At 71.7% G+C, this 13522-nt stretch carries 14 protein-coding genes; 7 read left to right on the top strand and 7 right to left on the bottom strand.

From position 1 onward, the window contains the following. Positions 1-143 precede the first annotated feature (143 nt). Positions 144-638 (top strand): DUF1990 family protein, encoded by a 495-nt coding sequence (locus IFU19_RS03035; protein ID WP_192012888.1) that lies wholly within the window; start codon positions 144-146, stop codon positions 636-638. A 268-nt stretch (positions 639-906) separates the two neighbouring features. On the opposite strand, the gene IFU19_RS03030 is transcribed toward IFU19_RS03035, so the two are convergent. Genes IFU19_RS03030 through IFU19_RS03005 form a run of 6 tightly spaced genes read right to left on the bottom strand, consistent with a single transcriptional unit; the run spans position 907 to position 4062 of the window. Continuing rightward, a complete protein-coding gene (locus IFU19_RS03030; protein ID WP_192012887.1) occupies positions 907-1821 on the bottom strand; it encodes an Asp23/Gls24 family envelope stress response protein in 915 nt (304 codons plus the stop codon). 19 nt (positions 1822-1840) lie between these two features. Continuing rightward, positions 1841-2428 carry a hypothetical protein gene (locus IFU19_RS03025; RefSeq protein WP_192012886.1) on the bottom strand — a complete coding sequence of 196 codons (588 nt, stop codon included), beginning with the start codon at positions 2426-2428 and terminating at the stop codon, positions 1841-1843. Then, a complete protein-coding gene (locus IFU19_RS03020; RefSeq protein WP_055832187.1) occupies positions 2425-3006 on the bottom strand; it encodes a hypothetical protein in 582 nt (193 codons plus the stop codon). Before IFU19_RS03020 ends, IFU19_RS03025 begins: the two co-directional genes overlap by 4 nt. Further along, entirely contained in the window at positions 3006-3398 is a 393-nt protein-coding gene (locus IFU19_RS03015; protein WP_055832190.1) for a hypothetical protein, read from the bottom strand. Before IFU19_RS03015 ends, IFU19_RS03020 begins: the two co-directional genes overlap by 1 nt. Beyond that, positions 3395-3583, bottom strand: coding sequence for a DUF2273 domain-containing protein (locus IFU19_RS03010; RefSeq protein ID WP_055832192.1), 189 nt, complete (start codon positions 3581-3583; stop codon positions 3395-3397). Before IFU19_RS03010 ends, IFU19_RS03015 begins: the two co-directional genes overlap by 4 nt. After that, the gene (locus tag IFU19_RS03005) at positions 3580-4062 is read right to left on the bottom strand and encodes an Asp23/Gls24 family envelope stress response protein (protein ID WP_055832194.1); all 483 of its coding nucleotides are present in this window, start codon (positions 4060-4062) and stop codon (positions 3580-3582) included. The genes IFU19_RS03010 and IFU19_RS03005 overlap by 4 nt, the downstream gene beginning before the upstream one ends. Before the next feature lie 337 nt (positions 4063-4399). On the opposite strand from IFU19_RS03005, the gene fdhD reads away from it, so the two are divergent. After that, on the top strand, positions 4400-5278 hold the full coding sequence (fdhD, locus tag IFU19_RS03000) for a formate dehydrogenase accessory sulfurtransferase FdhD (RefSeq protein WP_055935302.1): 879 nt from the start codon (positions 4400-4402) through the stop codon (positions 5276-5278). A gap of 64 nt (positions 5279-5342) precedes the next feature. Further along, positions 5343-7667 carry an FdhF/YdeP family oxidoreductase gene (locus IFU19_RS02995; protein ID WP_192012885.1) on the top strand — a complete coding sequence of 775 codons (2325 nt, stop codon included), beginning with the start codon at positions 5343-5345 and terminating at the stop codon, positions 7665-7667. A gap of 88 nt (positions 7668-7755) precedes the next feature. Here IFU19_RS02995 and IFU19_RS02990 read toward each other — a convergent pair whose 3' ends face one another. After that, a complete protein-coding gene (locus tag IFU19_RS02990) occupies positions 7756-8748 on the bottom strand; it encodes a glycerate kinase (RefSeq protein WP_192012884.1) in 993 nt (330 codons plus the stop codon). A 304-nt stretch (positions 8749-9052) separates the two neighbouring features. Between IFU19_RS02990 and purL the strand changes: the two genes are divergently transcribed. The 4 genes from purL (at position 9053) to IFU19_RS02975 (ending at position 13499) form a co-directional block, all read left to right on the top strand. Beyond that, positions 9053-11395 carry a phosphoribosylformylglycinamidine synthase subunit PurL gene (purL, locus tag IFU19_RS02985; protein WP_192012883.1) on the top strand — a complete coding sequence of 781 codons (2343 nt, stop codon included), beginning with the start codon at positions 9053-9055 and terminating at the stop codon, positions 11393-11395. 50 nt (positions 11396-11445) lie between these two features. Beyond that, positions 11446-11580 (top strand): hypothetical protein, encoded by a 135-nt coding sequence (locus tag IFU19_RS16800; RefSeq protein WP_258027439.1) that lies wholly within the window; start codon positions 11446-11448, stop codon positions 11578-11580. A gap of 158 nt (positions 11581-11738) precedes the next feature. Further along, positions 11739-12728, top strand: a complete 990-nt coding sequence (locus IFU19_RS02980; RefSeq protein WP_192012882.1) for a hypothetical protein — start codon at positions 11739-11741, stop codon at positions 12726-12728. A 33-nt stretch (positions 12729-12761) separates the two neighbouring features. Then, a complete protein-coding gene (locus IFU19_RS02975; RefSeq protein WP_055832203.1) occupies positions 12762-13499 on the top strand; it encodes a hypothetical protein in 738 nt (245 codons plus the stop codon). The last annotated feature ends 23 nt before the right edge of the window (positions 13500-13522 follow it).

The following is a 13522-nucleotide window of genomic DNA, read 5'->3' as shown; positions in this document are numbered from 1 at the left end:
GCGGTCCCTCGCCCCCCGCCGGTCCCACGCCCTCCGCTCATCACACCCTCCGCTCATCACGCCCTCCGGCGGTCCCACATCCTCCGCTCGTCACCTCGCCGCAACCCCCGAAGTCCCGGACGCGCCCGGTCTACCGTGGGGACATGGACGACCTGACCTACGACGAGGTCGGCGCGACGGCCGGCGAGATGCCCCCGGGGTACCACCACGTCCGCGCCCACCGCGTGATCGGGCACGGCCGCGGCGATTTCGAGCGCGCGGCCGACGCCCTGCTCGCGGGCGAGGCCCAGCGGCGCGCCGGCGCCCGGGTCGAGCTGTCCGAGACGCCGATGCGCGACGGCACGCGCGTCACGATGCGGCTGGGTCTCGGCATCCTGGCGTTCCGCATCCCCTGCCTCGTCGTCTGGGCCGAGCGCACCGACACCTCGGCCGGCTTCGCCTACGGCACACGTGCGGGCCATCCCGAACGCGGCGAGGAACGTTTCACGCTGACGCTGCGTCCGTCGGGCGAGGTGGCGTTCGACATCGCGGCCTTCTCGGCACCGGGCCGCTGGTTCACACGCGTGGGCGCACCGCTCGGCCGCGTCGTGCAGGCCTGGATGACGCGGCGATACCTGCGGGCACTCGACGCGCGCTGACGCGTCGTGCCCGGTGCCGGATGAACTCGGGCCCCCGACGACGAGGCGGCAGGCCGGGCGCTGGTGCCCGCGCGGCGTGCACAACTCCTGAGTTCTGGCGGCACCCGTCCGCCGCGGGGGCGGAAATCCGCGTATCGGCCCCCGCGCACCGCCCGATCCTCCGGAGTTGTGCACGGGCGGTCGGCGACGGCTCGGGCACCGAGATCGCCGACGGCGACGCGAAGGGCGCCCCGGCCGAAGCCGGAGCGCCCTTTCGTCGTGCCTGGGGTCAGGAGCGGGGACGGTCGTCTTCCACGACCGACTGCACGCTGTCCGTCGCCGGCGTCTCGTCGTCGGTGCGTACCTCGTCGGCAGCGATCGCGAGGTCGACCGCGGCGTCTTCGAGGGCCTCGGCGACCACGTCGCGCACGTCTCCGCGGTCGTCGGCGGGCGTGCTCGTGACGGGGCTCTCGGGCTCGAGGCCCTCCGTGACGCGGTCCGCCGCAGCGATGTCCGCGTCCGCATCGGCGGAGGCCACCCGCTCGCGTGCCGCCTGCATCGTCTGCTCGACAGCGGCTGCGGCACCGGCGGCGACGTCCTTCGACCTGGCCACGGCGACGTCGACGGTCTCCGACGCGCTGGCGGCGAGGTCCTTCGACTTCGCCACCGCGTCATCGACGGCAGCCGAGGCACCGGCCGCGACGTCCTTCGACTTCGCCTTCATGTCGTCGACCGCCACCGATGCGCGGGCGGCGACGGCATCCGTGCGCTCCTTCACCTCGCCGGCGACGTCACGGGCGCGGGCCGAGACGGCATCCGCCTTCTGCTCCGCCTCGTCGACGACGTCACGGTCGAACGGGCCGAAGACGCCCGTCACGACCACGTCGACGTCGATCCGACCGCGACCGAGGGGCTCGAGCGCGTCGCGGACGGCGGTCCGCACGGCATCCGACACCTCGCGCAGCTTGTGCGGGTAGTCCACGACGAGCGAGATGGTGGCGGTGACGGAGTCGGCGCGATCGGTGTCGATCTTCACACCGGGCGCGGTGCTCGCGAGTCCCACGCGCTCCCGGACGGCATCCGACGCACGCCCCAGCAGGCTACCGAGGGAGTGGACGCCCGTGACGGATCCGGCGGCGGTCGCGGCGAGCGCGGCCGCGGCGTCCAGGGCCGGGGGGTCGATGGCGGGGTCGATGGTGGTCATGACGTCTCCTTGTGGGGTGTCAGCGCACGCGGGTGTTGTCGTGCGCGAGCTTCGCGCGCAGACCCGAGTGGATCGAGATGTAGGCGCGCAGATTCTGACCCGTCAGGGCGGCGAGGTTCGACACGAGGGTGTCGACGTGCTCGGCCACCTGGCGGGGAGAGGTGTTCTGTCGCGGGGTCACCGCGACGTGCAGCACCGACTCCTTGTTGATCTCGCCGGCGGTGATGCGGGCCGAGAGGATCTCGTCGCGCTCGGCCAGGGCGTTCTTCAGCGCTTCGGAGGCGAAGTTGTCGGTGACCGTGATGCGGCCCTCGTCGCTCGCGCTGCCGGTGGACTGCAGGGGTGCCTGACGACGACCGCGCACGGCGGACGAGGCGATGACGATGAGGACGACGGCCAGCACCACGAAGGCGGCGACCGCTCCCCAGCCGGCGGACTCGCGACCGAGGCCCACGAGCCAGCCCTGGAAGCCGCCCATGACCGAGGTCCAGGTGTCGGCTCCGCCGGGGGCGAGCCCGACGAGCAGAGCGAGGGCACCGGCGGCCAGCAGCACGACGGCGACCAGGAAGAGCAGGAAGCGGTTCAGACCGCGACGCGTCGCATTCATCGGGACTCCTTGGTGTCGGGACGCTGCACGCGCAGGTGGGTGCGCACGGCGGGCGAGAGCTTGTACGAGGTGACCTCTTCTTCGACGAGACGGCGCAGCTCGGCTTCGTCGACGGGGATGCCGACCGGGGGCCGCACGGTCACGTCGACCGAGCGGTGGGCCACGCCCACGACGATGTCGTCACGGGCGATGCCCGACTCGTTACTCAGGTGCTGGGCGACGGCGGAGGCCACGACGCCGTTGTCGACGACGACGGCACGCTCACCCCACGCCATCTCGTGACGCGACAGGCGTCCGGGCTTGAGCGCGAGGACGAGAACGAGCACACCCACGAGGGCGAGCACGATGCCGCCGACGATGAACGCGACGGGAAGCAGGGCGGTGGGGGCCGCGACGATGGCGTTCAGCGCTTCGCCGGGCGCGACGAGCAGAGCGGGCTGCCCGACCAGGTTGAGGATGATCTCGACCGCGGCGTAGGCCAGGACGAGCAGGAGCAGCACGGCCACGACGATCATGGCCACGGTGCGCGGCGAGTGGGTCTCGCGGCGCACGACGGTGCGGAGCACGGCGTCGGTCATCACAGCACTCGCTTTCGCTGGGGGGCGGAGGCGCCCGAGATGGTCAGGTCGACGCGCGAGACCTCGCGGCCGAACAGGCGGGTCAGACGCGACCGCAGCTCACTCTGGGCGACGCGGGCGGCTTCCAGCACGGGGGTGGCGGCGCGCACGGCCTCGGTGTCGTCGAGGCGCGGCACGGGGAAGGCCGAGGTCACGCGGACCACGGCCGTGTCGCGGGACGAGACGATCTCGACGCGGACGTTCTTGGCATCCACGCCGATGATGTCGGCGGCGGCCCGCTCCGCGGTCTTCTGCAGCACGCGGTCCGAGATGGCGACGCGGCCCGCGGGGAGGCCGGGGCCGGCAACCGAGCTGCGGTTGCCGACCCCGGGAGAAGCGGTGACGGTGGTCACGATGTGCTCCGACCCTTGAAGGCGTTGACGATGTTGCCGAAGTCGATCTCACCCGCCGTGATGCGGGCGACGACGATTCCGATCGCCATGAACAGGGCGACGAGGATGAATCCCCAGAAGCCGAAGATCAGGGCGCTGAGGGCCAGGACGAGCCCGACCAGGGCGCCCTTCGTCGTGGCGCTCACTGGACGCGCTTTTCGTTGCTGTCGTCGTCGTTGTTGTCGTCGCCCGGGATGTGGACGTCGTTCACGTCGACGTTGACCTCGACGACCTCGAGGCCGACGAGACGGTTGATGGCACCGGCGACGCGGCCGCGGACCTGGTCGGCGACTTCCTGGATGGGGGCGCCGTACTCGACGACGATGGTGATGTCGGCGGCGGCCTGGGTCTCGCCGACCTCGACCTTGACGCCCTGCGTCAGGTCGGTGGCGTTGATCGCGTCACGGATGGCACCCAGCGCGCGGGCTCCGCCGCCGCCGAGCGCGTACACACCGGCGACCTCGCGGGCAGCGATCCCGGCGACCTTGGCGACGACGCCCTCGGCGATCGTGGTCTTGCCCTCGGTGTGGGCGTCCTGTCCGCGGGCGCTCAGCGGGCGGTTCACGCGCGACGCCGTCTGGGGGACGTTCTGCGCGGCGGGGGTGGTGGGGGCGTTCTCAGCCATGTCCGTGCCTTTCAACAGTCGTGACCCGGTCGTTCCGGGGTGGGCGCTTTGGCCTACATGGATAAGACGTACCGGGTGCAGGAATCGTCACGTCGGGATTGAAAAAAACTCCGAAATCTGTATTCGCATGAATGCGAATGAACGCCTTCCGCGTGATTCCGCGGGTGGATGCGCTCCCACGACGCCCCCCGCGTCGGCGGCCCCGGACGCCCGACGAAGCGGATCCCCGTAGTCCCCGCCCCCCGGATCCACCCTCCCCGCCCCTCCCGATCCGGTCGGCGCCGCCGGGCGTACGCTCGATCCATGAGCCCCCTCCGTGCGTTCCTCCGGTCCTGACGTGGGCCGCCTCACCGCCTCCCGCCGCGTCACCCGCCTCACCCTCGACGGGGTCCGTCGCGAGCGACCGGATGCCATCGCCGTCGAAGAGCCGCTCGAGATCCGCGTCGCCGGGTCGCCGTTGGCCGTCACGATGCGCACCCCGGGTCATGACGTCGAACTGGCCGCCGGTTTTCTCGTGTCGGAGGGCGTGATCAGCCGCGGCGACGAGTTCGCCCGGGCGATCCACTGCGGCGGCCCCGGCACCGGCGGTGCCGACGGCAACACGTACAACGTGCTCGATCTCACGCTCGCACCGGGCGTCGCCCTCCCCTCGCCCGACATCGCCCGCTCGTTCTATACGACGAGCTCGTGCGGCGTCTGCGGCACGGCCTCCATCGAGGCGGTCGAGAAGGTGTCGTCCTACGACGTCTCGTCCGACGGCATCCAGGTGTCGGCGCACGACGTCGCGGCCTTCCCCGACCGCCTGCGCGAGCAGCAGAAGACGTTCGACAAGACCGGCGGACTGCACGGCGCCGCCCTCTTCGACGTCGCGAGCGGCGCGATGCTCGTGGCCCGCGAAGACGTCGGTCGGCACAACGCCGTCGACAAGGTCGTCGGGTGGGCGCTGCTGAACGACCGCCTGCCGCTGCGGGGGACGGTGCTGCAGGTCTCGGGCCGCGTGAGCTTCGAGCTGGTGCAGAAGGCCGTGATGGCCGGCATCCCGGTCCTGTCGGCGGTGTCGGCGCCCTCCTCTCTCGCCGTCGAGCTGGCCGACCGTGCGGGGCTCACGCTGGCCGCGTTCGTCCGCGGTGGCAGCATGAACCTGTACACGCGGGCGGATCGCATCCAGGCGCCGTCCACAACCCCCGCGACGGACGAGGTCGCGAGCGTACGCTGACGAACGCGCACGGGGGTGAGGGTGGATGCCACCGCCCCGGCGCTGAAGACTTCGGAGGGTGAACATGGGTGAGTCGTTCGGATTGATGGCCGAGAAGCCGCGACAGGGCGGGCTCGGGCCGGCGGTCACGACCGAGTGGTCGAGCACCGGCGAGTACGAGCACCCGGCCGCCGGCTGGGGGGCCGCCCTCTCGGTCGGAAAAGTGCTGCTCGAGCAGCGCCAGCCCGTCGCGGGGACGCGCGCGATGTTCACGATGAACCACCCCAAGAGCGGGTTCGACTGCCCCGGCTGCGCGTGGCCCGACGACAAGGGCGTCGCCCTCGACATCTGCGAGAACGGCATCAAGCACGTCACGTGGGAGATGACGCACAAGCGCGTCGGCAAGGAGTTCTTCGCCGAGCACTCCGTGACCGAGCTGTCGCAATGGACCGACTTCGACCTCGAAGACGCCGGTCGCCTCGTCGGCCCCCTGGCGTACGACGCGGCATCCGATCACTACGTGCCGATCTCGTGGAACGACGCCTTCCGCATGATCGCGCAGCACCTCACCGCGCTCGACTCGCCCGATCAGGCGGCGTTCTACACCTCGGGGCGCCTGAGCAACGAGGCGTCGTTCCTCTACCAGCTGTTCGCGCGCGAGCTCGGCACGAACAACCTCCCCGACTGCTCCAACATGTGCCACGAGGGCTCGGGACGCGGCCTCACTGCCTCGCTCGCCACCCCGAAGGGCACCGCCGACCTCGAAGACTGGGAGAGCTGCGACGCCCTCTTCGTGCTCGGCGTCAACGCCGCCTCGAACGCTCCGCGCATGCTCACGAGCCTCGCCGAGGCCGTCGACCGCGGCGCACAGGTCGTGCACGTGAACCCGCTGCGCGAAGCGGCGGCAACCCGCACGATCGTGCCCCACGAGATCGTCGACATGGCGACGTTCCAGTCCACCCCCACCAGCACGATGAACCTGCAGGTGCGCCCCGGCGGCGACCTCGCCCTCATCCGCGGCATGGCCAAGGTCGTGTTCGAGGCGTCCGAGACCGACCCCACCGCGCTCGACCAGGCCTTCCTCGACGAGTACACGACGGGCCTCGACGCCTACCGCGCCCTGGTCGAGGCGACCGGCTGGGACGAGCTCGTCGAGCAGGCGGGACTCACCGAGGCCGAGATCCGCGGAGCCGCCGACGTCTACCTGAGCGCCGAGCGCACGGTCATCAGCTGGTGCCTGGGCGTCAGCCAGCATCAGCACGGCGTCGACACGGTGCGCGAGATCGTCAACCTGCTGCTGCTGCGCGGCAACGTCGGACGCACGGGCACCGGCCCCTCGCCCGTGCGCGGTCACAGCAACGTGCAGGGCAACCGCACCTGCGGCATCAATCACAAGCCCACCGAGAAATGGCTCGCCAAGCTCGACGAGGTCTGCGGCATCGTCTCGCCCCGCGAGCCCGGCCTCGACACCGTGCACACGGTCGCGGGCCTGCACCGCGGCGACGTCAAGGTGTTCGTCGGCATGGGTGGCAACTTCGTGCGGGCGGCCCCCGACACCGCCCTCACCGCCGAGGGCATGAGCCGGTGCGAACTGACGGTGCACGTGAGCACCAAGCTCAATCGCAGTCACCTGACCCACGGCAAGGACGCGCTGATCCTCCCGTGCCTCGGCCGCACCGAACGCGACGTGCAAGAGGCGGGCCCCCAGTCGATCTCGACCGAGGATGCCATGAGCTCGGTCATGCTGTCGCTCGGCTCACGCCGCCCGGCATCGTCGCACCTGCTCAGCGAGCCCGAGATCATCGCGCGCATGGCCCGCGCGACGATGCCCGAGTCGGCGACGCCGTGGGAGTGGTACGTCGGCGACTACGACCGCATCCGCGACACCATGGCGAAGGTCCTGCCGGGCTTCGAGGGCTTCAACGAGCTCGTCCGCCAGCAGTACGGCTTCCGCATTCCGCAGCCGGCTCGCGAGCGCGACTTCCAGACCCCGTCGGGCAAGGCGGAGTTCTCGGATGCCGAGCTGCCCGACGTCATCCCCGAAGAAGCCGACGTGCTGGTGCTGCAGACCATGCGCTCGCACGATCAGTGGAACACCACGATCTACTCGGCCGACGACCGGTACCGCGGCGTCCGCAACATCCGCGAGCTGGTGTTCATGCACCGTCGCGACATGAAGGAGCGCGGCATCGCCGAGGGAGACCTGGTCGACATCGTCGCCACCTCGCGCGACGGGTCGGTCCGCCGCGTCACGGCGTTCCGCGCGCTCGAGTACGACACCCCGAGCGGCAGCGCCGCCGGCTACTTCCCCGAGCTGAACGTGCTGCTCGGTCCCGACGACTACAGCCGCCAGAGCGACCAGCCGCTGATGAAGGACATCCGGGTGCGCATCGCGAAGACCGCGTCCTGACCACCGGGCCCGCCGTGCACCGCGGCGAGCCCCCTTCCCTGACACCCGGGTCGGTGCCGCGTTCCGCCCGCCATCCGCTCCAGGGTGGTCAGCGGTCGAGCCGCGACAGGGCCTCCGCGGTCGCCGCGCGGAGGGCGACGACCGGGTCGCGCCGGGCCAGGTCCGCCCCCACGATCCGGGTCATCGAGAAGACGTGGGGGCCGTCGACTCCCGGGGCCACGTTCCCGGCAATCAGGGCGGCGGGCACGCCGTACCCCGCGGCGAGCGCGAGCACGTGACCCGGCCCCTTGCCCTCGAGGGTGGTCGCGTCGAACGCGCCCTCCCCCGTCAGCACGAGGTCGGCTCCGGCGATCGCCGCGTCGAGCCCCCGCGCGGCGGCGACGAAGGCGGCGCCGTCGACGAGCTCCGCCCCGGCGGCGAACAGCGCGCCCGACAGACCCCCGGCCGCGCCCGTCCGCGCCACCCCGTCGAGCGAGCGACCGAACCGTGCGGTCCACTCCGCGGCATCCGTCACGAGTCGAGCCGTGAGGCGCTCGACCATCGCCGCATCGGCCCCCTTCTGCGGGCCGAACACGCGCGCGGCATCGCCGAACGCGGCGGTGGCGTCGGTCAGCACGATGACTCCGGGCGGGAAAGGAACGCGAGCACCCAGCGCGTCGAGCGCCCCGCGCCCGCCGTCGGTCATCGCCGATCCGCCCATTCCCACGACGATCCGCGTCGCCCCGGCGTCGAGGGCGAGAGCCAGCAACTCGCCGACGCCGCGGCTCGTGGCGCCCCACGGGTCGTTGCCTCGCGCACCTCCGGCGAGGACGAGCCCGGATGCCGCGGCCGACTCGATCACGGCACTGTCACCGTCGAGGCGCCAGGCGGCGGCGACCGGAAGACCGAGCGGCCCCGTGACGGTGTCGCGACGGGTCGGGCCGCCGAGGGCGTCGAGCGTGCCGTCACCGCCGTCCGCCATGGGTAGGACGACGGTCTCGGCCTCGGCCCACCGCTCGCGGACCGCCGAGGCCATGGCATCCGCCGCCTCCTGGGCGGTGAGCGTGCCCTTGAACTTGTCGGGGGCGATCACGACGCCCATGGGCACCTTCGGTCGGGGCGGGTGTCTGCACCCTACCGCCGGGCATCGCGCGGCCGGGCGGCCGCCGCACGCCCTCGGCGATCCGCGCACCCTCAGCCCGGATGCCACGAGCCCCCGCCCGCACACAACCTCAGCGATTCGCGCACCCTCAGCCGATCGAGCCCGAATCGAACCGACGTTGTGAGAAGCACTGACCTTGCGCCCGAACGCCCCGAGCGGGCCGCCCGCAGACGGCCCCGGCGATGTCCGACCACCCAACTAGACTGACTCCGTCCGGCCCCTGCGATTTCTGGAGCTCAGCCGCGTGACCACTTCACCCGAATCCGCCGCCCGTACGGCACTCGCCGACACCGTCGAGAACGCCATCTCGACGCCCGAGAAAGAGCAGCCCTACGGCGCCCTCGGTCTCAAGAGCGACGAGTACGCCCGAATCCGCGAGATCCTGGGCCGCCGCCCCACCAGCGGTGAGCTGGCGATGTACTCGGTCATGTGGAGCGAGCACTGCTCCTACAAGTCCAGCAAGATCTACCTGCGCCAGTTCGGCCAGAAGGTCAGCGACGAGATGAAGACCCGCCTCATGGTGGGCATGGGCCAGAACGCCGGCGTCGTCGACGTGGGCGACGGCTGGGCGGTCACCTTCAAGGTCGAGTCGCACAACCACCCCAGCTACATCGAGCCGTTCCAGGGCGCGGCCACCGGCGTCGGCGGCATCGTGCGCGACATCATCTCGATGGGCGCGCGCCCCGTCGCGATCATGGATCAGCTGCGCTTCGGCGCCATCGACCACCCCGACACCCCGCGCGTGGTGCACGGCGTCACCAGCGGCATCTCGTTCTACGGCAACTGCCTGGGCCTGCCCAACATCGGCGGCGAGACCGTCTTCGACGCCGTCTACCAGGGCAACCCGCTGGTCAACGCCCTCGCGGTGGGCGTCATGCGCCACGAAGACATCAAGCTCGCCAACGCGACCGGGGTGGGCAACAAGGTCGTGCTGTTCGGTGCCCGCACGGGCGGCGACGGCATCGGCGGCGCCAGCATCCTGGCATCCGACACCTTCGCCGACGGCGGCCCCACCAAGCGCCCCGCGGTGCAGGTGGGCGACCCGTTCGCCGAGAAGGTGCTCATCGAGTGCTGCCTCGAGCTGTACAAAGACGACCTCGTCGAGGCCATCCAAGACCTGGGGGCCGCCGGCATCTCGTGCGCCACGAGCGAGCTCGCCGCCAACGGCGAAAGCGGCATGAAGGTCGAGCTGTCGAAGGTGCTGCTGCGCGACCCCTCGCTGACGCCCGAAGAGATCCTCATGTCGGAGTCGCAGGAGCGCATGATGGCGATCGTCGCGCCCGAGAAGCTCGACGCGTTCCTCGCCGTCGTCGGCAAGTGGGACGTCGAGACCAGCGTGCTCGGCGAGGTCACCGGAGACGGCCGCCTCGTCATCGACTGGTACGGCGAGCGCATCGTCGACGTCGACCCCTCGACCGTCGCGGTCGACGGCCCCGTGTACGAGCGCCCCGTCGCGTACCCCACGTGGATCGACGCGCTGAACGACGACACGGCGACGACCCTCGCGCGGGCGACGGATGCCGAGACCCTCCGCCAGCAGTTCACCACCCTGGTCGCGAGCCCCAACCTCGCCGACACCTCGTGGATCACGAACCAGTACGACTACTACGTGCTCGGCAACACGGCGCTGAGCTTCCCCGACGACGCCGGTATGATCCGCGTCGACGAAGAGACCGGCCTCGGCTTCGCGATCGCGACCGACTGCAACGGCCGCTACAACCAGCTCGACCCCTACAACGGCGCGAAGCTCGCTCTGGCCGAGGCCTATCGCAACGTCGCGGTCACGGGCGCCGTGCCCACCGCCGTCACCGACTGCCTCAACTTCGGCAGCCCCGAGAACCCCGAGGTCATGTGGCAGTTCAGCCGGGCCGTCGAGGGCCTGAGCGACGGATGCCTCGAGCTCGGCATCCCGGTCACGGGCGGCAACGTCTCGTTCTACAACCAGACCGGTGACCAGCCGATCCACCCGACCCCCGTCGTGGGCGTCCTGGGCATCATCGACGACGTCGCCGCCCGCATTCCCAGCGGGTGGCAGGATGCCGGTGAGAACCTCTACCTGCTCGGCACCACCGCCGACGAGCTCGACGGTTCGCAGTGGGCCGGCACGATCCACGACCACCTCGGCGGCCGCCCGCCCCGGGTCGACCTGGCGCAGGAGCGCAAGCTCGCCGAGCTGCTCAAGGCCGCCGGTTCGCAGTCGCTCGTGTCGAGCGCCCACGACCTGTCGTCGGGCGGTCTCGCGCAGACCCTCGCCGAGGGCGTCATGCGCTTCGGCGTGGGTGCGCGCGTGTGGCTCACCGAGCTCATGGAGCGCGACGGCGTCGATGCCACGGCGGCCCTGTTCAGCGAGTCGACCGGCCGCGTCCTGGTCAGCGTCCCCCGCGAAGAAGACGTCAAGTTCCGAGGCCTGTGCAACGGCCGCGGCTACCCGGTGCTGCGCATCGGTGTGACCGACGTCGAGCCCGGCACGGTGGCATCCCTCGAGATCCAGGACGTCTTCACCGTCACGGTCCCGGAGCTGCGCCGCCTGTCGAACGAGACCCTGCCCGCCGTCTTCGGTCCCACCGTCGCGGAGCCCGTGGCCTGAGGGTTCGGGCCCTCGGCCCCGACACCCCGCCCGCCCAGAGGAGAAGTGCGATGAGCGACGACGACGACATGACGGTGTTCAGCGACAAGCGCCAGCGGCGGGTGAAGCTCACCGCGTGGGTCGTGATCGGTGCGCTCATCCTCACCGGTGGCGGCGCGACCGTGTTGACGTTGATCCTGGGCTGACGCGCGTCCCACGCGAGGGGCGTTCCCCGTCGCCGAGGCTGCGTCCCGGCGGAGCGCCCCCTCTCGCGTCGAACCGACTCGGGCGTCGGGGGTGCTTCCCCTGCGCGTTCCGGCCGAATGCCCGGCGTGATGTCAGACACCGCCCGTAGCATGGGGGTGTGGAACCGCTGGTGATCTTTCTCACCGAGTGGTGGTGGATCGGCCCCGCAGCGGCCGGTGCCGGCACACTCGGGTGGGTCGGCGTGCGCCGCACACGGCAACGCGCGCTCCCCGCGGGAACCACGACCACCGGCGACCGAGCGGCCCGGGCCTGGGCTTCTCGCCCGCTGAGCAAGAACGCCGCCCGTCGTCTCGAGCTCGACGCCGCGCAGCTCGATCTGCAGAGCGCCCGGCACGCCGTCATGCGCGGACGCGCCGAAGTGAAGGTCGCCGATGCCGAGGTGGTGCGCGCTCAGGCCGAGCGCGCGGCTTCCCGCGTTCCGGCCGACGTGGTCGCCGCCGCCCGCGGTCGACTCGTCGACGCCCAACGCGACCTGCGCGCCGCGACCGCCGAGGTGCGGGCCAGCCGCGCCGGAGTGAAAGCGGCGAAGGCCATGCTCCCGGCGATCCGCTCCGGTGGCGCGCCCCTTCCGGTCGCGCGCCTGCTGGCCGAGCACGACGCCATCCTCGCCCGCTGGATGTCGTACGAGACCGACCCCGCGCTGGCGATCGACTACCCCGCCATGACCGACTCGCGCTCCCCCCTGCTCGCCGACTTCCTGCGCGCGCACGAACGCGCGCAGTGGCTGCGTCCGGCCTCGACCACGACGCGTCTCGAGCCCGCCCAGTTCCTCGCGTACCGCGATGCCGTGCGTCACGTCTCGCACGCGTTCGACCGCGCGGAGCGCGCCGCACGGCGCGGCGGCGAGCAGCCCAGCGTCGAGGGCACCGACGCGTGGGGTCGCGTGGCCTCCGATCTCGCCGAGACGGCTCAGCGCGCGCTGGCCCGTTCGATGGAGTCGATGGGCCGTGCAGCGGCCCGCAACTGGAGCGAACGGGGCGCGAAGCGCGCGCAGAAGAAGGGCCCCGACGCCGCTCCCCCCACGCCGAACGAGCGCCCCGTGTGGCCGCCGCCCGCGCGCGAGAAGCCGCGACCGCCGGCATCCTGAGCCGCCGTCGGGCGAGCGGCGTAGCATGGCGCCGTGCAGGAGTTCTGGAATTTCGCCGGCCAGTACTGGTGGCTGGTCTTCCCCGTCTTCGGAATGACCATGGGGGCGGTCAACGCGCGCGTGAAGCACCGCGAGGTCGCCGCCCGTCGGCGCCACCGCGAGCAGATCGAGCTGATCCGCGCGCAGGGCGGGGCCGTTCCGGCGTCGATCTCCGCTCCGACCGTGGGCGCCCCGGTCGCCGACGCCCAGCAGCGCGCCGTGGACGCGCACGACGCCGTCACCCACCGCTGGCTCGAGTACGAGCTCGACGCGTCGAAGCTCATCACCTACCCGGCGATGAGCGACGGCCGCCAGCCGCTCACGGCGGCGTTCCTGCGCGCGAAGAAGGTCGCCGACAATCTGCGCCCCCGCACCGATGAGGTGTTGTCGCCCGATCGGCTCAAGGAGTACCGCGAGGCCGTCACCGACTACGAAGTGGCCTTCGAGGTCGCCGAGCGCGACGCCCGACGGGTCAAGGACGCCGCGTTCACCGCCGACGAGCGCAAGCGCCTCGACACCGCGAAGCAGCTGCTCAGTGTCGCCACCGACCAGGCCGCCACCCCCAACGAGCGGCAGGTCGCCTACCGCCGCGTGCGCGAGGAACTGAACGGTCTCATCTGGCTGTCCGACGAGGCCGTCGACGTGCTCGAGAAGAAGGTCGCGCTCGAACTGCCCCGCGGCAGCGGCGATACACCTCGCACTCCGCTCATCCCGCCCGAGCCCGCGGTCTGACGCCACCGCTCCCGCGCGGGGTC

The sequence above is a fragment of the Microbacterium sp. CFBP 8794 genome (genome assembly GCF_014841235.1).
GTDB lineage: Bacteria > Actinomycetota > Actinomycetes > Actinomycetales > Microbacteriaceae > Microbacterium.
Note: the sequence above shows the minus strand (reverse complement) of the source record. Positions and strands in the feature narration are given on the sequence as shown.